This window comes from Gottschalkia purinilytica, from assembly GCF_001190785.1.
Lineage (GTDB): Bacteria > Bacillota > Clostridia > Tissierellales > Gottschalkiaceae > Gottschalkia_A > Gottschalkia_A purinilytica.
In genome coordinates, this window is record NZ_LGSS01000002.1 from 68075 (window position 1) to 89952 (window position 21878).

At 29.0% G+C, this 21878-nt stretch carries 16 protein-coding genes; 3 read left to right on the forward strand and 13 right to left on the reverse strand.

Annotated elements, in window-relative coordinates:
* The first annotated feature begins 742 nt into the window (after nucleotides 1–742).
* Together CLPU_RS02135 and CLPU_RS02140 are read left to right on the forward strand one after the other, a co-directional pair.
* Nucleotides 743–1933 carry a glycine C-acetyltransferase gene (locus CLPU_RS02135; RefSeq protein ID WP_050354001.1) on the forward strand — a complete coding sequence of 397 codons (1191 nt, stop codon included), beginning with the start codon at nucleotides 743–745 and terminating at the stop codon, nucleotides 1931–1933.
* Nucleotides 1934–1978: 45 nt separating this feature from the next.
* Entirely contained in the window at nucleotides 1979–2935 is a 957-nt protein-coding gene (locus CLPU_RS02140) for an L-threonine 3-dehydrogenase (RefSeq protein ID WP_050354002.1), read from the forward strand.
* A 130-nt stretch (nucleotides 2936–3065) separates the two neighbouring features.
* On the opposite strand, the gene CLPU_RS02145 is transcribed toward CLPU_RS02140, so the two are convergent.
* From CLPU_RS02145 to CLPU_RS02170, 6 genes are all read right to left on the reverse strand, one after another.
* On the reverse strand, nucleotides 3066–4004 hold the full coding sequence (locus CLPU_RS02145) for an ABC transporter substrate-binding protein (protein WP_050354003.1): 939 nt from the start codon (nucleotides 4002–4004) through the stop codon (nucleotides 3066–3068).
* Between the two features lie 196 nt (nucleotides 4005–4200).
* On the reverse strand, nucleotides 4201–5544 hold the full coding sequence (gene gdhA, locus CLPU_RS02150) for an NADP-specific glutamate dehydrogenase (RefSeq protein WP_050354004.1): 1344 nt from the start codon (nucleotides 5542–5544) through the stop codon (nucleotides 4201–4203).
* 267 nt (nucleotides 5545–5811) lie between these two features.
* Nucleotides 5812–6624: an Asp23/Gls24 family envelope stress response protein gene (locus CLPU_RS02155; protein ID WP_050354005.1), complete on the reverse strand. Its 813-nt coding sequence runs from the start codon at nucleotides 6622–6624 to the stop codon at nucleotides 5812–5814.
* 134 nt (nucleotides 6625–6758) lie between these two features.
* Complete coding sequence (locus CLPU_RS02160) at nucleotides 6759–8753, reverse strand: methyl-accepting chemotaxis protein (protein WP_162198898.1); 1995 nt, start codon at nucleotides 8751–8753, stop codon at nucleotides 6759–6761.
* A 419-nt stretch (nucleotides 8754–9172) separates the two neighbouring features.
* Entirely contained in the window at nucleotides 9173–11167 is a 1995-nt protein-coding gene (locus tag CLPU_RS02165) for a methyl-accepting chemotaxis protein (RefSeq protein ID WP_050354007.1), read from the reverse strand.
* Between the two features lie 201 nt (nucleotides 11168–11368).
* Nucleotides 11369–12010 carry a redox-sensing transcriptional repressor Rex gene (locus CLPU_RS02170; protein ID WP_050354008.1) on the reverse strand — a complete coding sequence of 214 codons (642 nt, stop codon included), beginning with the start codon at nucleotides 12008–12010 and terminating at the stop codon, nucleotides 11369–11371.
* 244 nt (nucleotides 12011–12254) lie between these two features.
* Between CLPU_RS02170 and CLPU_RS02175 the strand changes: the two genes are divergently transcribed.
* Complete coding sequence (locus CLPU_RS02175) at nucleotides 12255–14171, forward strand: ABC-F family ATP-binding cassette domain-containing protein (RefSeq protein WP_050354009.1); 1917 nt, start codon at nucleotides 12255–12257, stop codon at nucleotides 14169–14171.
* A gap of 169 nt (nucleotides 14172–14340) precedes the next feature.
* On the opposite strand, the gene CLPU_RS02180 is transcribed toward CLPU_RS02175, so the two are convergent.
* The 7 genes from CLPU_RS02180 to CLPU_RS02210 all read right to left on the reverse strand — a co-directional run bounded on the left by CLPU_RS02180 (nucleotide 14341) and on the right by CLPU_RS02210 (nucleotide 21825).
* On the reverse strand, nucleotides 14341–15369 hold the full coding sequence (locus CLPU_RS02180) for a calcium/sodium antiporter (RefSeq protein ID WP_050354010.1): 1029 nt from the start codon (nucleotides 15367–15369) through the stop codon (nucleotides 14341–14343).
* A 90-nt stretch (nucleotides 15370–15459) separates the two neighbouring features.
* On the reverse strand, nucleotides 15460–16854 hold the full coding sequence (locus CLPU_RS02185; RefSeq protein WP_050354011.1) for a hypothetical protein: 1395 nt from the start codon (nucleotides 16852–16854) through the stop codon (nucleotides 15460–15462).
* A 464-nt stretch (nucleotides 16855–17318) separates the two neighbouring features.
* Nucleotides 17319–18347, reverse strand: a complete 1029-nt coding sequence (tsaD, locus tag CLPU_RS02190) for a tRNA (adenosine(37)-N6)-threonylcarbamoyltransferase complex transferase subunit TsaD (RefSeq protein WP_235436086.1) — start codon at nucleotides 18345–18347, stop codon at nucleotides 17319–17321.
* A gap of 130 nt (nucleotides 18348–18477) precedes the next feature.
* Nucleotides 18478–18681, reverse strand: a complete 204-nt coding sequence (locus tag CLPU_RS02195) for a hypothetical protein (protein ID WP_050354012.1) — start codon at nucleotides 18679–18681, stop codon at nucleotides 18478–18480.
* A 56-nt stretch (nucleotides 18682–18737) separates the two neighbouring features.
* A complete protein-coding gene (locus tag CLPU_RS02200; RefSeq protein WP_050354013.1) occupies nucleotides 18738–19949 on the reverse strand; it encodes an ABC transporter permease in 1212 nt (403 codons plus the stop codon).
* Between the two features lie 21 nt (nucleotides 19950–19970).
* A complete protein-coding gene (locus tag CLPU_RS02205; RefSeq protein WP_050354014.1) occupies nucleotides 19971–20669 on the reverse strand; it encodes an ABC transporter ATP-binding protein in 699 nt (232 codons plus the stop codon).
* A 10-nt stretch (nucleotides 20670–20679) separates the two neighbouring features.
* Complete coding sequence (locus tag CLPU_RS02210) at nucleotides 20680–21825, reverse strand: efflux RND transporter periplasmic adaptor subunit (RefSeq protein WP_050354015.1); 1146 nt, start codon at nucleotides 21823–21825, stop codon at nucleotides 20680–20682.
* Nucleotides 21826–21878 lie beyond the last annotated feature (53 nt).

A 21878-nucleotide genomic window follows, 5' to 3' on the forward strand; every position in this document is an offset into this window, starting at 1 on the left:
TATCTTAAGTATAATTGATAAACTTTTTTACACCTCCTTACACCCCTGTGTTTCAATCAAATACATGTGTATTTTTTTAAACTAGCACATATTTTTTTATAAAGTACCTTATACTTATATTATACACATTTTCAGAAAAAAATGATTGTTATTTTTTTGAAATTAGTAAATTTATCTCTTTATATGTATACTATACCCGGACATTTATACCTTACACATGATATTTTAAAATTTATTAATCAACTAATATTTTTAATCTTTAAATTTTTATGAAAAAAATAACTCTTTAAAAATTATATATAAATTTAAATAATGCTCATTTACAAAAACTCCATTTATATTAAATTTCAATATAAATATTTTATGTTTTTGAGTTTTTATTATCTTAATTTTCATCTTTAATCTAATTTAATGTAAAGTTATGGAAGTTTAAATGTTGACTCTTTTGTAAATCAATATAAGTAATATGAGTTTTATAAAATTCATTAGCTTTTTTTATAAAATTGAACTAAATTTAAATACTATTTTTTCTTTCGTATTTAATTATTTTTTAATTAGATAAGATAGCTATGTTCGTGATTGAAAGTCATTTTGGGAATAACAGTAAATATTTTTTCCAAAAAAAATGTTGATTTTATAAATGCAAACATGTATATTAGTGGTATAGATAGTATTTCATTTTAGTTCAGAATTTTATACACATGTATGTGTTATGCGCACATTATCTTAAGGAGGTTTTTATATGTCTAGTAAAGTATTAGATAAGTTTTTAAAAGAAAACTTAAATGATTTAAAGGAAAAAGGTCTTTATAATGTCATAGACCCTTTAGAAAGTGCAAATGGTCCTATAATAAAAATAGGAGGAAAAGAGCTAATCAACTTATCTTCAAATAATTATCTAGGCTTAGCCACTAATGAAGAACTGATTAAAGCTTGTAATGAAGCCACAACAAAATATGGTGTAGGTGCAGGTGCTGTTAGAACTATAAATGGAACACTAGATATCCACATTAAACTTGAAGAAAAACTTGCCTCATTTAAGCATACAGAATCTGCAATCGTTTTCCAATCAGGATTTAACTGTAATGCTGGAGCTATTCAAGCAGTTATGGATAAAAATGATGCTATTCTATCAGATGAACTTAATCACGCTTCCATTATTGATGGATGTAGATTATCAAGAGCAAAGATTATTCGCTATAATCACTCAGATATGAATGATCTAAGACAAAAAGCAAAAGAAGCAAAAGAGTCAGGTCTTTATAATAAAATCATGATAATTACTGATGGAGTATTTTCCATGGACGGTGATATTGCTAAACTCCCTGAAATCGTTAAAATAGCAGAAGAATTTGATCTTATTACCTATGTAGATGATGCTCATGGATCAGGAGTATTGGGAAAAGGATCAGGAACTGTAAAACATTTTGGTCTTTCTGATAAAGTAGACTTTCAAATCGGAACTTTATCAAAAGCAATAGGTGTTGTAGGTGGTTATGTAGCTGGTAAAAAAGATCTTATTGACTGGCTAAAAGTTAGAGCAAGACCATTCCTATTTTCTACCTCTTTAACACCAGGTTCAGCTGCCGCTTGTATAAAAGCTATTGATATATTAACAGAAAGTACAGCTTTACATGACAAACTTTGGGAAAACGGGAATTACTTAAAAAAAGGCCTAAGAGAACTTGGATTTAATATAGGAAATAGTGAAACTCCTATTACTCCTTGTATTATTGGAGATGAAAGTAAAACTCAAGAGTTTAGTAAAAGACTCTATGAAGAAGGTGTATATGCAAAATCTATAGTATTTCCAACTGTTCCAAAGGGAACTGGAAGAGTAAGAAACATGCCTACAGCAGCTCATACAAAAGAAATATTGGATAAAGCTTTATCTATATATGAAAAAGTTGGAAAAGATCTAGGTATTTTATAAGCATCATAGCTTAATGCAGTTTCATATAGAATATGGAGGGATTTTATGAAAAAGATTTTTATAACAGGAGCATTAGGACAGATTGGTGCAGAATTAGTAATGAAAATGAGAGAAATTTATGGCAATAGTAACGTAATTGCCACAGATATTAAAATAGATAAAAATCATAATGTTTTTCAATCTGGTCCTTTTGAAATTCTTGACGTAACAGACGCAAAGCTAATGAACGAATTAGTAACAAAATATAAACCAGACACTATTATTCATTTAGCGGCACTTCTATCTGCAACGGCAGAATCTAAACCGTTACTTGCATGGAATATTAATATGGGTGGACTCGTTAACGCTTTAGAAGTAGCAAAAGAACATAATTGTAAATTCTTTACGCCTAGTTCCATAGGAGCTTTTGGTCCTTCTACTCCAAAAGAAAACACTCCTCAAGATACACTTCAAAGACCTACTACTATGTATGGTGTAAATAAAGTAGCTGGTGAATTACTATGTGACTATTATTATCATAAATATGGGGTAGATACAAGAGGAGTTAGATTTCCAGGATTAATTTCTTATGTTGCTCTTCCAGGTGGTGGAACTACTGATTATGCCGTAGACATATACTATGAAGCCTTAAAGTCTGGCAAATATACTTCAAATATTGCAAAAGGAACTTATATGGATATGATGTATATGCCAGATGCATTAAATTCAATTATAGATCTTATGGAAGCAGATAGTTCAAAATTGATTCATAGAAACGCATTTAATGTTACATCTATGAGTTTCGATCCAGAAGAAATTGCTTCTGAAATCAAAAAACATATTCCAACTTTTACTATAGATTATGATGTAGACCCAGTAAAACAAGCTATAGCAGAAAGTTGGCCAAATTCCATAGATCCATCATCTGCTATAGAAGAATGGGGATTTAAAGTAAAATATGATCTTCCTAAAATGACAACTGATATGCTTCAGAAATTAAAAGAAAAAGGTATTGGTAGATAAATAACTAAAATGATAAATTGAATAAGTAAATAATTCTTATAAGATAATCCCGTATAATTTGATTATACGGGATTACTTCTATAACATATTATCTATTTTGTAGTGGTGAACTACCCTTATATATTATACGCTACTTAGATCTCGATAAATTTAAGTGTTTTCCTATACTTGTCATAATATAGTCTTTTTCTGAAGAACTATCTACAATTCTATCTTTCATTGTAAGATCTAAAAAATCTTTAGCTTCTTTTTTTATATTATCTTTCTTTATTAAAGCATTTACTACTGTAGTATGTTCATAGTTTTCTTTTAAAATTACAACCTCAGTTCCCTTTCTTTCACTTGCTTTTTTAGCATCTTTATATCCAAATAAGATTCCTATAGGATTATCCTTACTCCCCGATATTATATTTGACTCTATGTTATTTTCGGAATAGTTATTTATATTCTTGCTTAATTTATTTAAATACTTCCAGGCTTCTTGTTCTCCTTTTAGCTTTAAAATTGAAGATACTATTAAATAACCTGATCCAGTTGTTTCTGGATTTGACATTGTTATTAGTCCCTTATATTCTAGCTTTATTAAATCTTCATAGCTTCTAGGGATTGAAAGATTTCTTTTCTTAAGCTCATTATTATCAACTATGATTATAGGCTCCCATATATCATTTCCTATCCAAGTAGGAAGTTCCTCTACTCTTCTGAAGTTATTAAATATTATTTCTATATCCTTAGGAATATAGGTGTCAAGTAGTCCCTTTCTGTCTAGTGTTAGTAAACCTGAAGGGCTTATTCCCCATACTATATCAGCTTTTGTATCTCTTTTTTCTTTTATTAGTTTATTTAAGATAGTTCTATTACTTTCCCTTACTATTTTTAAGTCAACATCAGGATATTTTTTATTATAATCTTCAATATATTTTTTTACATCATTTTCGTCTAATGATGTGTATACTACTAACTCTTTTTTATCTATATTGCTTTTCTTTGTATTAACACTACACCCTGTTATGAATACAAAGATTAAAAAAAGTAATGTTATTAAAAAGAATAATTTTTTTATTCTCATTTCTATCCTCACTTTCTATACGATCATGTAATATCTCAATATGAGTATAGAAAAGAGTTATTATGAGAGAGTTATATATTTGTAAAAACTAAGTTAAAGTTTAAATTAAAAAAAGCTGACTATATAGTCAGCTCTTTTTGATATAATTTTGATATATTAAATTATATTAAGAAATAATATAATGTTTGTCTATTTATTAGTATATTCCTTGCTCAGTCATAGCTTTTGCTACTTTAGCAAAACCTGCTATATTAGCTCCAGCTACTAAATTATATCCATATCCGTATTCCTCTGCTGCGTTCATAGCATTATTATGAATGTTAATCATTATTTGATGTAACTTTTCATCTACTTCTTGTTCTGTCCATGCTAATCTCATACTATTTTGTGTCATCTCTAAAGCTGAAGTAGCAACTCCACCAGCATTAGCTGCCTTAGCAGGTCCAATTAAAACTCCGTTATCTTGTAAGTATTTAAGAGCTTCGTTAGTCGTAGGCATATTAGCGCCTTCTACTAAGAATTTTACTCCATTTGCTACTAATTTCTTAGCTTCTTCAATTGTAATTTCATTTTGAGTAGCACATGGCATAGCTATGTCAACTTTTTGTCCCCATGGTTTTTCTCCTGGAAAGAATTGTACTCCAAATTTATTTGCATAATCTTCAACTTTATCTCTACCTGAAGCTCTCATTTCCAGCATATAATCAATTTTTGCACCAGATATTCCGTTTGGATCATAGATATACCCATCAGGACCTGAGAGTGTTACAACTTTTCCACCTAATTCACTAACTTTCTTAGCCGCTCCCCAAGCAACATTACCAAATCCTGATAATGCCACTGTTCTTCCTTCTATTGATAATCCTTCATGCTTTAGCATTTCTAAACAGAAATATGTTACTCCATAACCTGTAGCTTCTGGTCTTATTAAACTACCGCCATATGAAAGTCCTTTTCCTGTAAGAACTCCATTTTCAAATGCTCCTCTAAGTCTTCTATAATGTCCATATAAGTATCCTATTTCTTTACCTCCAACTCCAATATCTCCAGCTGGAACATCTACATTTGGTCCAATATGTCTGTATAACTCTGTCATGAAACTTTCACAAAATCTTCTTATTTCATCGTCAGATTTTCCCCTAGGATCAAAATCTGCACCACCTTTACCTCCACCTATTGGAAGTCCTGTTAGAGAGTTTTTGAAAATTTGCTCAAATCCTAAGAATTTTAAAATACTTAGGTTAACTGAAGGGTGAAATCTAAGTCCTCCTTTATATGGTCCGATAGATCCATTAAATTGAACTCTATATCCACGATTCACATGAACATTACCGTTATCATCAGTCCAAGGTACTTTAAACATTATAGCTCTTTCTGGTTCACAAAGTCTTTCTAGTAAATTTGATTTTACAAACTCTGGATGTCTTTCAATAACTGGTTCCAATGTTTCTATTACTTCTTCTACAGCTTGTAAAAACTCTGGCTCATAAGAGTTTCTGCCTTTTACCTTCTCTAGTACTTCTTGTACATAATTGTTCATTTGTTTTTCCCCCTCTATATTTTTATATATATTATAGTTTTATTACTAAAAAAAATCAATTAATTTTTATGCATTTTGTAAAAAAAAGTATAAAAAAACTTTTTTATGTAAAATATTCCCTTAAGGCCCATATTTACTGTAGTATTTAAAATAAAAAATATTAATAATTAATTAAATATAGTTATTTAATTATTAATATTTTGTTATACATTATTTAAAAATTAATAATAATGAATAATTACTTATTTGTTTGAATATATTTAATATTTAATTAATTACAATCCTTTTAATAGTTACGTTAACAGCTAATACGTTTATAGATGTCATTTGCTCTACTTCTTGTCCAATTTTTTCTTGAACTTTTTTTATAAAATCTGTTATTTTATTTCCGTATTTTATTGCAACATTTAAGCTTATAACTACCCCTTCTTTGTAATTCTTAGTATATATGTTATATATCTTATGAATACCATCAGAATTATTAGCTACAAACTTTGCTAAGTCTCTTATAACGCTATCTGAAATAGTATATTTTCCTAAATAGCTAAATGTAGGCCTTACTACCGTCTTTTCATATACCTGCTGCTGGGTAGTATCTTTATCCCTGAATATTTTTAATGTATCTATAAAGTATCCAGAAAAATCTTTTTTCACTTCAAAAGTAGGTACTGGAATAACATGTTTTCCTTGTTTTTTCCTATATTCTTGAGCTATTTCTATTTCTTCTGGTGTACATATCTGTTCTACATATATCCTTGACTCTATAGAAGGAAGTCCTAAAGCAATGACTATCTTGTCCACCATTTTATCTGAAGTTCCAAGTACAAGTATAGACTCTGGATTCATCTCTTGTATTGCCATTCTAACATCTAATCTATGGTCTTTATCAGAAAATAAGGCTCTTTTCACTGCCCTTATTCTAGATTCCTCTCCTTTTGCTGACTTACCAGTTATTATTTTATTTCCCTTTATAAACAGCCCATCATCAATTATATATTCTATATTAAGTTCCTTTGCTAGCATTATAGACTTATAGCTTTTACCTGTTCCACTTCTTCCTATTAAAGCTACTATTCTCATGTTATTGTCCCCCAATTATTAAGTGTAAATTAGTCAACGATATAATTCTATCATATATAATATTCTAAGTATGTCGAAGTTTCATTAAAAAGAAAGCCTGACGTACTTCTTTTTACGTCAGGCTTTTACATTTTCTAAATTTTAAATACATTTATCTCTTTATTTAGTATATTTGCAAGATCATTAAGCTTACTTGAGGATTTAGCAACTTCTTCTATACTAGAAGTCTGTTCTTCAATTGAGGCCGATACTTCTTCTGAAGCAGCGGCAGCTTCTTCTGACACTGCTGATATGTTTTCCATAGAAAACACTATTTCTTCTTTATCTTGGCTCATAGAATGAACATAGTTATCTATACTCTCAATTTTTTTTGTAATTTCTTTTATAATATTACTTATTATATCAAAAGACTTGCTAACTTCAAATACAGACTCTGTTTGCTCCTTAGTTATTTCTTTTACCCCATTCATAGCTTTTATTGTATTTCTACTTTCACCCTCAACATCTAATATTACTTCTTTTATTTCATCTGATAACTTCTTAGAATCATAAGATAATGTCCTTATTTCTTCTGCTACTACTGCAAATCCTTTACCATATTTCCCCGCTCTCGCTGCTTCTATTGATGCATTCAGTGCTAATAAATTTGTTTGGTCTGAGATTGAGTCTATGGTTTGCAATATTTCCTCTATATAGTTTATCTTTTTATCTAAAGATAGTATAGCTCCTTCTATTCTATTAGTACTTTCATTACTTTCTTTAGTCTTTGTTTCTAGTTCTTTTACCAAACCTGCACTTAATTCACTAGTTTTCATTATATTTTCTGCTGACTTCATCATTGTCTCTGAATTATTACTAAGTTCTACAAGCTTATCTGATAGTATAGATACAATTTGAACTCCTTTTTCTGTATCTTGTGCTTGTTCAGTTGCTCCTTTAGCTATTTCTTCTATCGCTCTAGATATTTGAGATGCTGACGCACTGTTTTCTTCAGAGGTAGATGCAAGAAGCTGAGCCGAATTTGTCACTTCACTTGAAACTTTTTTTACATGTATAATAAGATTACTTAGTTTATCCACCATATTATTGAAACTTTCACTAAGCTTTCCTATTTCATCTCCATTTTTAACCTTACACTTCACATTAAAGTCTCCATCTTCCAATTTTTCCATATTTTTGACCAACGTATTAATTGGATTTGTAATCGACCTAGCAAATAAATAGGCAACTACAGCTCCTACTATTATCGTAATTAATCCTATAATTAAGGTACTATTTAAAATCCCCCTTGCTTCTTGACTTACTTCACTAGCATATATATTAGATACCACTTTCCAGTTTAATTTTTCCAGATTGTTTATAACTGCATACTGCTTCTCCATATTTCCATTTTCCCTAATTTCATAATCTACAAGTGATTTATTTTCTTTTATAGCTACTAATAGTTCTTTAGAATTTGAAGTCTTTCCTACATTTGCTTTATCTTTATGTGCCATAACCTTACCTTTTGAATCATATATTATAGCAAATCCTTTCTCGCCTATTTTTATATTTTTTATTGTATCTGAAAATCTATTTATAGGAACATCTATTCCCATTACTCCTATGATGTTATTAGTATTATCATAAACTGGGACAGATACTGCTATCATAGTTTCTTTAGTTCTTACGTCTATATAAGGATCTGACCATGATATGTCTTTATTTTTCATAGCTCCTTTGTACCATACTCTTTCTCTACAATCAAAATCTTCAGGTGTTTCTGTCTCTGGTATATGATAAAACTTTCCATCAGTTGTGCCTAGATATATATTGGATACATTGTAGCTTTTTATAAATCTATTGAAGTTATCTATTATTTCTCCTTCATACTCTGGATTATTTACAAGTCTATCAGCCTTAGATATATGTGAGATTAGCTTTAAACTACTCTCTATTTCTGTTATATAACTGTTTATATGATTACTTACTTCATTTCCTATAGATTTTCCTAAATCTTCATATTCTCCATCTATTATATCTATAGATGTTAAATATGCCCCCCATCCAGATGCAATTAGTGGAATTATTATGAATACAATCATCACTAATATAATCTTACTCCTAATTTTCAACCTGACTTTTTTCATTTTTTTCACCTTACCTATTTTCAAATTTCCTTTGAATGTCTTAGTTTTGTTTGTCGTAATCATTATATTATTCAATATAAAAAAAGAATGTAAATAACTGTAAATTATTCACATTCTTTTTTTACCAAAATATGATATAAGAAAGCTTAATATCCTTACATAGACATTGAAACCTTTATTTTTAAATTCTAAATACATTTATTTCTTTGCCTAATTTATTAATTCTTTTTTATTATCTTATTAATTTATTTATATTCCTAATAATGAATTTTATTTTGTGTCTTTATAAATTATTCAAAAAGTATTTGTTATAGGATTGTTTATACCACATTTATTCCAAACTATTTATTAAGATATTAATTCATAAACCTTTAATTAAATCCAAAAACTATAAAAAAACTTGGACTAGTCCAAGTTTTTTATAGTTTAAATGTATTTATATTATCATCTAACTTATTTGCTAGATCATTAAGCCTACTTGCAGCATCTGATACCTCTTCAACTAAAGCAGATTGCTCTTCTACTGATGCTGTAACTTCTTGTGAAGATGCTGCCGTTTCTTCTGATACTGCTGATATACTTTCTATCGAAGACATAACTGCTTCTCCATGATCATGCATCTCATTAAAGCTATCATTCATTATATTTATTTCTTCTGTGACTTGATTAATTAGTTTGTTTATCATACTAAATGCTTTATCAACTTCAAATACTGATTCTGTTTGTTTTGCTGTTACTTCCTTTACTTCTTCCATTGTATCTACTGTATGTCTACTTTCATTTTGAACATTTAGTATTATTTCTTTTATCTCATCTGATGACTCTTTTGAATTATAGGCCAATTTCCTTATCTCTTCTGCAACGACTGCAAAACCTCTACCATTTTCTCCCGCTCTTGCTGCTTCTATTGATGCATTTAATGCTAATAAATTTGTTTGTTCTGATATTGAGTCTATTGTTTCTAATATATCTCCTATAGATTTTATTCTGTTATCAAGATTAGTTATATTTTCTTTAATTTTATTAGTGCTTTCATTATTTTGTTCAGTTTTTATTTTAAGTTCATCTACTACATCCTTACTTGCTAAACTAGTATCAATTACATCTTTAGTAGTTTTTAATATTAAATGTAAGCTTTCATTTAACTCATTAATCTTACATGATAGTTCAGTTACTGTTTGTACACCTTTTTCTGTGTCTTGTGCTTGTTCAGTCGCTCCTCTAGCTATCTCTTCTACCGCTCTTGCTATTTCAATAGATGAAGCATTATTTTCCTGTGAAGTGGCCGCCAATATTTCAGCTGAATCTGTTACTTCATTAGATATCATTTTAATATTAGTTACAAGATTTTTTAAGTTCTTTACCATTTCATTAAAACTATAACTAAGTTTTCCTATCTCATCTTTACTATCTATCTCTATATTTATATCAAGATGTCCACTTTCAACTTTTCTCATATTATCAACTAATTTATGTAATGGTTTTGTAAGTTTCCTACCAAATATGTACGCTACAATTACCCCTATAATAGCAGTAAGTATTCCTATTACAAGTGTACTTCTTAAAATATCATAACTTTTAATTCTTCCTTCACTAACATCTATAATAGACATTACTTTCCAATTAAGTTTCTCTATTTTTTTAATCATACCTATTTTGTGTGATTCAACCTCATTCTCATCTACATTATATTCAACATAAGATTTATTAGACTTTATAGCATTTGATATTTCTTTTATATTTGTAACCTCACCAACTATGCTTTTGTTCTGATGTGCAAGTATAGTTCCTTTTTCATCATACACAGCAGCATGACCTTTTTTTCCTATTTTAATATTACCTATAGTATCAGAAAAAGATTTAAGTGAGATATCAAGCCCCATAACTCCTACAAAGTCTCCATTATTGTATATAGGTAGAGCTGCCGTTACTACAGTTTGCTTTGTAGCTGCATCTATATATGGATCTGTCCATATTAGTTTCTTTTCCTTAACTGCTTTTTTATACCACTCTCTCTGTGTTAAATCAAAATCTTTTGGAATTTCTGCTTCTGGAATAAAACGCATTTGTTTATCTTTCGTTCCCACAAAAACACTAGTTATGTCTTTATAGTTTTTTCTAAAAGATTCAAAATTTTGTAGTAACCACTCAACTGAACTAGAATCTTCTAATATTTTTTCTACGCCAGATATTTGGGACATTATTATTAGATTTTTTTCCATACTTTCCATATAATTTTCAACATATCTATGTACTTCATTTCCTACAGTTTGTGCCATGAATTTATGCTCTTCTTCAATGATTCTAGATGATCTTACGTATGATCCAATACCTAAAATAAGTAAAGGAATTATTATAAGTATAGTCATCATAAGGATGATTTTGTTCTTGATGTTTAAACTAATACCTTTCACTTCTTAGCCTCCTTTTACTAACAACCATAGAAGAATTATACGAAAAATAGTATATATTGTCAATAAAAGTATTTGTTAGTAAAAGATATATTATTTAATAATGAAAATAGGGATACTAACCTTCTGAAATGAAGTTAACATGATAAGCACACAAGAGTATGACAAGAAAATATAGACTAGCATATTTTACAAGTCTATATTTTAAACATTTTCTTCTTTTTCTTTTAAAAGGAATGCAATAGTAAGTAAACTTTCGCTTAGTTGAACATTTTCTACTACAACATCTTCTGGAACCTTTAAATCAATAGGTGCAAAGTTCCATATAGCTTTTACCCCACAATTTACAACCCTGTTTACTACATCTTGAGCTTGACTTTTAGGTGTAGTTATAACAGCTATATCTATTTTGTTCTCTTTAGAAAAACTTTCAATACTATCGATATCTAATATATCTATATCCCTTATTGTAAGCCCCACAAGTTTAGGATTTTTTTCAAAAAGAGCTAACATTCTAAATCCCTTATCATCAAAACTTTTATAATTTGCTATAGCCTGCCCTAAATTTCCTGCTCCGATTATTATAGTATTATATTTTTTCCCTAGGCCTAGTATATTTCCTAGTTGGTTATAGAGATCTTCTACATTATATCCGTAACCTTGTTGCCCAAATCCACCAAAGTTATTAAAGTCTTGTCTTATTTGCGAAGCAGTAAACCCAGTAAGCTTACTGAGCTCATATGAAGATATCCTTGTTACATCTTTTTCCAGTAACTCCCCTAGATATCTATGATATTTAGGCAATCTCCTTATAACTGCCATCGAAACTTTCCTATCTTTGTTCATTTGAAACTTCACCCACTTTTAGTTAGATTTATACAAATCCATGTATTCTTATGATATGTATTTTATCATCGAGTTAAAATTATGTCAATGTTGAAATATACCCATTCGCAAAGGTTCTATAGTATACAGGATACATATAGATTTTATATTTATTCAACATATAATTAAAATTCTATTCACATTTTCTTTTAGTTAGTTTTTTTGTTAAAATTATATTATTAATATATTCTAGGAGGAAACTAAGTTGATAGTACTATCATGTAACAATTTATCTAAAAGTTATGTAGTAGACAAAATTCTTGATAATATTACTTTTTCTATAAATAATGATGAAAAAGTTGGTTTAGTTGGACTTAATGGAGCTGGAAAATCCACTCTTTTTAATATATTAACCGGAAACGTCTCTATAGATTCTGGAAATATATTCATTTCAAAAGAATGTAAGTTAGGCTATCTTGAACAACAAACTTATATAGAGAGTCAAAATAGTATACTAGACGAAGCTATGGAAGTTTTTAAGCCTATAATAGATATGGAAGAGAAGCTAAGAACACTTGAACAAGAGATAAGTATAGAAGCACAACAAGAAAATTCAAATAAATTAGAAAAATTAATGGAATCTTATTCTGTTCTCTCAGAAGAGTTTCAAGGAAAAAATGGTTATGGATTTAAAAGTGAAATTAAAGGTGTCCTAAAAGGACTAGGTTTCACAGATGATCAGCTTGATAAGCCTATTCATCAGTTAAGTGGTGGTCAGAAAGCTAGAGTATCTTTAGCAAAGCTTTTATTAGAAAAGCCGGATATTTTATTATTAGATGAGCCTACCAATCATCTTGATATACAAGCTATAGATTGGTTAGAAAAATATATTAGAGAATATAGAGGTGCAGCTATAATAATATCTCATGATAGATATTTTTTAGACAATACGGTATCTAAAATATTCTATTTGGAGAATTCTAACTTGTCTATTTATAACGGTAACTATACTACTTTTATGAAAAAAAGAAAAGAAGAGCTAGAGCTTCTTGAAAAAAAATATGAAGAACAACAAAAAGAAATATCTAGACAAGAAGATATCATTCGTAGATTTATGTCCTACGGCGGTCAGAGATATGTAAGACAAGCTCAAAGTAGACAAAAAATGCTTGATAAAATGCAAAAGTTAGACAGTCCCGCTGCTAGTAATAAACGCTCCAAGATAAGATTTGAACCTAGTATTCAAAGCGGAAACGATGTAGTATCTATAGAGAACTTAAGTAAGTCTTTTGAAAACATAGACCTTTTTAATAATGTTAGTTTTAATATATATAAAGGAGAAAAAGTAGGACTTATAGGTCCAAATGGTATTGGTAAAACTACTCTTTTTAAAATTATCATGGGTAATATTTCTCCTACAGATGGTAGTATAACTCTTGGTCACCATGTAAATATAGGATACTATGATCAAGAACAATCAGATCTAAATAGCCAAAAAACTATAGTAGATGAAATATGGGATGATTATCCTAACTTAAACCATTACCAGATAAGAACTCTTCTAGCTCAATTTTTATTTTTAGGAGACGATATATTTAAGGATATATCTGATTTAAGCGGTGGTGAAAGAAGTAGAATTTCACTTCTTAAGCTCATGTTATCAAAGTCCAATTTCTTACTTATGGACGAGCCTACTAACCACCTTGACATAGACTCTAAAGAAGTTTTAGAAGATGCTCTTCTCAATTATGATGGTACATTACTTGTAATATCACATGATAGATACTTTTTAAACAAAGTTACCAACAAAATACTTGATCTATCTAAATGTGGAATTACAGAGTATTTAGGAAACTATAGTTACTATCTTGAAAAGAAAAATGCATCTTTATCTGTAGAAGATGAAAATAGTAATGAAAAGACTAAGACTCAAATCAAAGCAGAACGTAAAAAAGAAAAAGAACAAGAAAAAATTGAAAGACAATTAAGAAAAAAAGTAAAGCTTCTTGAAGAAAATATATCTAAACATGAGGAAAGTATATCAGAACTTGAAAATCTCATGTGTGATCCTAATATATATTCTAATCATCAAAAAAGTAATGAGATTCATCAAGAAATTTTAAAGCTTAAGACAGAACTTGAGAATCTCTACACTGATTGGATGGATCTAACTGAATGTTAGCATATAAGCTATAAAAAAGTATGACTTTACATGACTTTAAAAAACTCTCACTTATATAAGTGGGAGTTTTTTAGTCAATATCTCTAAAAGGATATGAAAACTCCATATTATCTGTTACTAAATCAACTTGAAGATTATTGTATAACACATAAAAATAATTTAAAACAACTTAAAAATAGCTTAAGAAATTAACCATTATATATAATCCTAGTAAAACAATTCCAAACCATTTATTTAATCTTTCTTTTGATAGTATAGTTCCAATTCTAAACACTAAAAGTACAGCTAGCATAGATGGAAAATAAAGTTTAAAAAATTCAGGAGATACTTTTATACCTTGTTTTGAAAATGAAGCTGAAGCTCCTACCACAAATAATACATTTAGTATATCTGCTCCTATTATATTACCCAAAGCAAGATCACCGTGTCCTTTTCTTGATGCCGTAACTGCTGTTATAAGTTCTGGTAAAGAAGTTCCAAATGCAACTATAGTAGCAGCTATTACACTATTAGGTATATTAAATCTTATTGCACATTCTTTTATAGCAGGTATTACTATATTAGAAGACAGTATTACTATTGCTATACCTAGTATTAATCCTAAAATTTCTTTCAAACTTTTTTTGATTTCATAAGATTCTGTACATGTAGCATCATCTAAAGCGCATTCATCTTTATACGTTTTAGTCCATTTTATTGATAAAAATATGTAAAGTAATAACAATAATAAAAATAAGAATCCTACATATCTACTAATAGTCCCTCCTGAGATTAACATATTACTCAAATTACTATAAGGTATAGAGAAAATAACTAATAAAACTCCTGCACCGAATTGAATCCATCCGTGTCTATTTGTAATTTCTTTATTTATTTTTAATGGTGATATTGTAGTTGCTATACCAATTATCAGTGCAGTATCACATATAATAGATCCTACTGCATTTCCAAGTGCTAAGTCAGGATTTCCATGCATTGCAGAAACTACAGAAACCGATACCTCTGGAAGTGTTGTTCCTAAACTCACAATAGTAGCCCCTATAATCATTTTAGGTATTCCTATAGACTTTGATATATCAACAGCATTATTTACTAATATATCTGCACCTTTACCTAAAGCATAAAAAGAAATCACTATAATTATAGCTAATAGTGGTAAGCTGAAGTTACTAACTAGTACTTCTATATAAGATTCCATAATTCTCCCCCCCATAATGAAAAAAACCTATGTACAATATAAATATTATTGCACATAGGTCTAGTTAACTCAACTTAAAACCTTATTCTTTTATTTTTTATTATATGGCTTTACTATCTTAAATCTCTCTTTTATTTCACTCAATTTCATAGAAAATTTCATAGAAATATCTTTTGCCTTTTTACCTTGTATAGCATCATTCATTTCAACAGTATATACCTTGCTATCACTTTTACCTAATAAGGCATATTCATTTTCAATGTATTTCTTATCTTCATCCCATACTTTTTTATCATATACTTTTATAGAGAATAATTCTTGCTTATTACCAGAGTCCTTATCTATATAACTAAATTTAATCCAATTTTCTTTTCTATTTTCTTCATAAAATTTTGAAGTATCTATAGTTATACTATCGTCCCAATACGTAGGAAAGTCAAAGCCAAGTTCTATATTATAGTTATAATAGCTTTCGCTGATAGGTATTAAGGATTCTTCACCATCCCATTTGCACCATGTGGTAATCCACGGAGTATCTATCATGGATTCATCTTTTTTATCTATGGGCGCTCTCATAAGAGGTATTTCTATAATACCATCTTTATCTTTATCCCTACTTTTTTCCAAATAAGGTTTTGTAGTTTTATCATTGCCATTAATTTTTTCATCATAAAATACATTTTTTAATTTTCCGTCTTTCATAACTAATAACTCTGTTATTCCAGAATGGGCACCTACTCCATTATCTATAAATATTCCCATCTGCTTATCAGTAGCATTGCCTACCTGTATTGAGTATGGCTCAAAAGAAGATTCTAAGCTTACACCATTTATATGTTTAAGTTTGTTATCTTTCCATTTATATAGTTCAGCCGATGAACCATTTGTAACTTTATCCATTTTTATTAGGACAAGTTCATCCATTTTATCTCCATCTAAATCAGTTACAATAAAGTCTGTATAATAGTCCCTAAATATTTCTTCAAATTTTTTATTTTTTAATTTATATATACTGATACCTTTGTTTGAATTTTCACCGACTTTAAGTCCTACTATAACTTCTAACTTGCCATCTCCTGTTAAATCTTTGTAAACAATCTTATCAAATTTTTGACCTACTGACTTTATCTCATCATCTTCTTTCCAATTACCTGAGATTTTAGAAAGAAATAATACTCTTAAAGGATTCTTATCTGTTTCTACCTCATAAGGTACAGCAGCTTTTATTTCTCCTTTTCCTTCAATATCTATAAATTGAATATTATCTTTATTAGGCCCTTTTCTTAAAGAAGCAAGCTTTGAGCGTGATGGTAGCTGTTTATTTATTATAGGCTTTATTTTTTGTATATCTTCACTATATTCCACTTCTTGTTTAGCGCCTATTAATAGATCTTTAGTATCTTTTTGCTTTTTGGAAACATTATGGATAGATAATGCAACAAGAAAAATAGTTACTATAAACACTATTGAAAGTTTTTTTATCATTTTTTTTCCTCCTTCTTCAAAAGAGAAAAGAATATAATAATATTATAATAATTTTTAAAACAAATTTGGGTTACAAAAAGGTTAATTTATAACTTCATTCTATAACTTTTACGGAATATAAAGTTATATTTTCCAATATATAGGCATATGTTTAAACAGTTCAGAAAGGTTATATATGAATATAACTTATTTTAATAGTTATGTAAACCTTATGTGAAATTTTTACATTAAATATATTGTTAATATAAATTTAGTTTAACTTTTCCTAATTAGTACACATTTTATCAACACTATCCACAAACTTATTCACATTTGTATATCAAAAAGTAAGATATTCTAAAATATATTTCCACATTATACACATGTATGTTAATAATTATTTTTTTGTTTGTGGAAAATTTGTGGATTTTTTTGTAGAAAACCCTTTAAAAAAATCTAAATTTATACGTTTACATAAAATTTTCTTATAGTTTTAGATTGGGAACTGCATTTAAATCTAAATCTCCTATTTTCCCTTTAACATAATTATAATAAGCTACACATCCTATCATAGCAGCATTATCTGTACATAATATCTTTGATGGATATTTTATCTCAATACCTTCTTCTTCCCCTCTTAATTCCATAAGATTTCTTAGTCCTTCATTTGCAGCAACTCCACCTGCAATAGCTATTATATGATTACCACTCTTTTTTGATGCTTTTATAGCTTTCTCAACAAGGACTTCTATGACAGCTTGCTGAAAGCTAGCTGCTACATCTTCTACTACTATTTCTATTCCTTTTTGTTTTGAACTATTTAAGTAATTTAGAACAGCTGATTTTAATCCACTAAAGCTAAAATCAAATGTGTCTTCATCTAAATAAACTCTAGGAAATTCTATAGCATCTTTATTTCCTATTTTAGCAAGATTATCAATAATAGGTCCACCAGGATATCCTAATCCTAATGCTCTTGCAACTTTATCAAAAGCCTCTCCAGCAGCATCATCTCTAGTTCTTCCTAGAAACTCATATTCTCCATAATCTTTAACATTTACTAAGTGTGTATGTCCTCCTGATACTATCAAACATGTAAATGGAGGCTCTAGATCCTTATGCTCTATAAAGTTAGCATATATATGCCCCTCTATATGATTAACTGGTACTAAAGGAATGTTTTTACCAAAAGATAGTGCCTTGGCACTTGATATTCCTACAAGTAATGCTCCTACTAATCCTGGTCCATAAGTTACACCTATATTATCAATGTCATCTAATGTAACTCTTGCCTCATCCAAAGCATTTTTTATTATACTGTTTATATTTTCTATATGCTTTCTTGAAGCTATTTCTGGAACCACTCCTCCAAACTTCTTATGTACTTCTATCTGTGAAGAAATTATATTTGATAAAACTTCTCTCCCATTTTTAACTACTGATACAGAAGTTTCATCACATGATGTTTCTATTGCTAGAGTAATTATATTATCCTTTTCTATGCTAATATCCAAAACTATCCCTCCGATAAATTTCAACTTATTTTATATTATAACCTAAAGAGTTAATATATTGCCATATTTACACGTCTTTATTAAAATATTCAACATAAAAAAACTGAGCAAATGCTCAGTTTTAAATTTTCTATTCTTTATCTTCTAATTCCATAGACATATTACTTAATATTTCATCAGTTAAATCTAGTTCACATTTATAATCTTTCAAGTGTATACAGTTTACACAACTTTCTTCAGGTAATCCAACCGTTGCTCTTAGTTCCCATTCATTTCTAAATTGATGTTCACTACATCTAGCAGCAACTTTTCTAAGTTGTTCCATACTTGCCATAACTTATACCTCCTTTTCAAATTATCTATTTTTATTATTTGAAAAAAAGATAAGTTTTATTCACATCTTAAAGCTTCTATAGGGTCAAGCTTTGCAGCTTTATTCGCTGGATATATTCCAAAAAACATTCCAACTGCTGTTGAAAATAATACTGCTATTATAACAGTAGCAATAGATACTGAAGGTGGTATTCCTAAAGCAGAAGCTATTATCCACTGGAATATAAGTCCTAATATAGTTCCGATTATTCCTCCAACGCTAGATATAATCATAGACTCCACTAAAAACTGAAATAATATATCTTTTCGTGTGGCTCCTATTGCTTTTCTTATTCCTATTTCTCTTGTTCTCTCTGTTACAGAAACTAGCATTATATTCATTACTCCTATTCCTCCAACTAAAAGAGATATTGCTGCTATAGCTCCTATAACTCCTGAAAGTATTCCTAAAACATTATTAAGCATTCCCATTTGTTGCTCAGCACTAGTATACCTATAGTATTCTTTACCTATGTTTCTATGTTTTCTTTCAATAAATCTAATTATGTCATTTGCAGTTTTTTCTATAGTATCTCCATTTTTGAGATTTACTTCTACAAACTTATATTTATCTTCTATACCTAAACTTTTCATGCTACTTATAGGTATATACATACTCGTGGCTTCTTCCATGAACTGGCTACTTATTTTATCAAGTGTACCTGGTATCGTTTTGTATACTCCTACAATTGTAAACTTCTTTCCACTCCCTAGCTTGATTTTTTCTCCTATAACTTCTGTTCTTTTGAATAAATTTTCTGCTAGTTTTTCATCTATTACACATACATTTCGATTTCTCTTATTATCTGATTCTATAAAAAATCTACCTTGTGTAATATCAATTTGTTCAAGATTGTTATATTGCTCGTTAACACCTATAAGAGATACATTTTTCTTTTTACTTCCATTTATAGCTTTATCTGATAAACTTACACTAGGTGATATTGCCTTTATATCATTTTTAAATGCCTTTTGTATAGATTCTATATCATCATCACTAAACATATCCTCTTCTGTATATGATTTATCCAAATGCATTCTAAGTACAACTCTATTCGTTCCAAACTTTTCAAATTCAACACCAATCTGAGCTTGACTTCCTTCTCCTAAAGAAACTATAGTTATAACAGATGATATTCCTATTATAATCCCTAGCATTGTCAAAAAAGATCTCATTTTATTGCCCCAAAGACTAGATAGAGCTACTTTTATACATTCTATGAAATTCATTTATTCACCCCCATTGGATGATTAAAGATTGACTATATTTCTATTTTCAACTTCTTTATCCTCTATTAAAGCCCCATCTTTAAATACTACTATTCGTTTTGAAAATTGTGCTATTTCAAGTTCATGAGTAACTAGTACAATAGTTACACCCTCATTATTTAAACTTTGAAATATACCCATAACTTCTTCTCCAGACTTGCTATCTAAGTTTCCAGTAGGCTCATCAGCTAATATTATAGACGGAGTGTTCACCAAAGATCTTGCTATGGCAACTCTTTGTCTTTGTCCCCCTGAAAGTTCATTCGGTTTGTGGTCTAGTCTATTTTCCAGTCCTACCTTTTTTAATGCTTCTATAGCTTTTTCTTTTCTCTCTTTAGGAGGAATCCCTGCATACATCATAGGAAGTTCAACATTTTTTAATGAAGATATTTTAGGTAATAAGTTAAATGATTGAAATACAAAACCTATTTTTTTATTTCTTACACTTGCTAATTCTTTTTCTTCAAGCTCTTCTACATTTACTTGGTCTAATATGTACTTTCCTGACGTAGCTTTGTCTAAACAACCAAGTATATTCATAAATGTAGACTTTCCCGATCCTGACGGACCCATTATAGAAACAAATTCTTCTCTTTGAATCATCAAGCTAACATCTTTTAAAGCTTTTACTTCTATAGGTCCTGACCTATATGTCTTTGTAAGATTTTCTATTTTTATCATATTTGTCACCTTACTTTGTAGCTTTATTCCTGACTTTTTCTGAAGGATTTAATATTATTTTATCTCCAGCTTTTATTTTTTTACTTATTATTTCTTGATTAATGTCACCTGAAATCCCAATATCAACATTAGTTTCTTCTATCTTATTCCCTCTTATTACATAAACAACATAACTTCCATTCTTCTTTTGATATATAGCTTCATAAGGAACTACTAGTGCTTCGTCTTTACTAGCTATATCTATAGATACATTAGTAGTATATCCAGGTTTCAATATGTCATCAGTATTTTCTAAACTTATTTTTACCAATACATGGGCTTCTCTTGACGTACCTTGAGCTCCACTATTAGATACTCTAGCTCTTGGAGCTATATAAGTAACTTTTCCGTATATTTCTTTATCTTTAAACGCCTCTCCAGTAATTTTAGCAACTTGATCTATTTTTACATTCCTAATGTCATACTCTTTTACATTTACTTCTACTTCCAAATCCTTAGTATCACTTATAGTAAATAGTGGATTATTTCCTGTTGCAGGAACTCCAACTTTTGCTCCTGAAAATACTACTGTGCCATTTATAGGACTTTTAATATTTGATTTATCAAAAGCTTCTCTTTGAGTGTTTAGATTTATTTCTTGTATTTCTATAGTTTTCTTTTGTAATTCTATATTACTTTCAATATCTTCTTTACTTTGAGTTTCTATAGATGAAGACATACCATTTTGCATATCCTTATTAATGTTCTTTTGAGAATTAGCTGTGTTTTTAGCATTCTCTAGGCTCTTTTCTAAGCTCCTTAGCTTTTTCTTTTCTAGCTCTAAAGATAGCTCTGCTGATTTAAGTTTTGCTTTTAATTCTTCACTATTAAGCCTTGCTAATATCTTACCTTTAGTTACCACGTCTCCTTCTTTAACTAAAACTTCACTTATAGGATAAGGTAACTCTGAGATTACATTTGCTTCGTTTTTAGATTTTAATACTCCATTTAAGTCTAGAGTAGAGCTAAAGTTTTTTTCTTTTAATACTTTTACAGTTTCAAACTCTTCATTAGGATTCTTTACCTTTTTAGGAGCTTTCATAGCTCCTATAGAAACTATACCGGCGATTATAATCAAGACAGATACTATTGTTAAAAATTTCTTCTTATTGTCCACAAATATCACTCCTATGTCAAGATTATAAACAAAAAGTACTTCTAATATTCTTA

Bases quoted from the DNA above. Each gene is read 5' to 3' on its own strand.
- CLPU_RS02135 (WP_050354001.1), top strand. From the start codon at position 743: ATGTCTAGTAAAGTATTAGATAAGTTTTTAAAAGAAAACTTAAATGAT.
- CLPU_RS02140 (WP_050354002.1), top strand. From the start codon at position 1,979: ATGAAAAAGATTTTTATAACAGGAGCATTAGGACAGATTGGTGCAGAA.
- CLPU_RS02145 (WP_050354003.1), bottom strand. From the start codon at position 4,004: ATGAGAATAAAAAAATTATTCTTTTTAATAACATTACTTTTTTTAATC.
- gdhA (WP_050354004.1), bottom strand. From the start codon at position 5,544: ATGAACAATTATGTACAAGAAGTACTAGAGAAGGTAAAAGGCAGAAAC.
- CLPU_RS02155 (WP_050354005.1), bottom strand. From the start codon at position 6,624: ATGAGAATAGTAGCTTTAATAGGAAGAAGTGGAACAGGTAAAAGCTAT.
- CLPU_RS02160 (WP_162198898.1), bottom strand. From the start codon at position 8,753: ATGAAAAAAGTCAGGTTGAAAATTAGGAGTAAGATTATATTAGTGATG.
- CLPU_RS02170 (WP_050354008.1), bottom strand. From the start codon at position 12,010: ATGAACAAAGATAGGAAAGTTTCGATGGCAGTTATAAGGAGATTGCCT.
- CLPU_RS02180 (WP_050354010.1), bottom strand. From the start codon at position 15,369: ATGGAATCTTATATAGAAGTACTAGTTAGTAACTTCAGCTTACCACTA.
- CLPU_RS02185 (WP_050354011.1), bottom strand. From the start codon at position 16,854: ATGATAAAAAAACTTTCAATAGTGTTTATAGTAACTATTTTTCTTGTT.
- CLPU_RS02195 (WP_050354012.1), bottom strand. From the start codon at position 18,681: ATGGCAAGTATGGAACAACTTAGAAAAGTTGCTGCTAGATGTAGTGAA.
- CLPU_RS02200 (WP_050354013.1), bottom strand. From the start codon at position 19,949: ATGAATTTCATAGAATGTATAAAAGTAGCTCTATCTAGTCTTTGGGGC.
- CLPU_RS02205 (WP_050354014.1), bottom strand. From the start codon at position 20,669: ATGATAAAAATAGAAAATCTTACAAAGACATATAGGTCAGGACCTATA.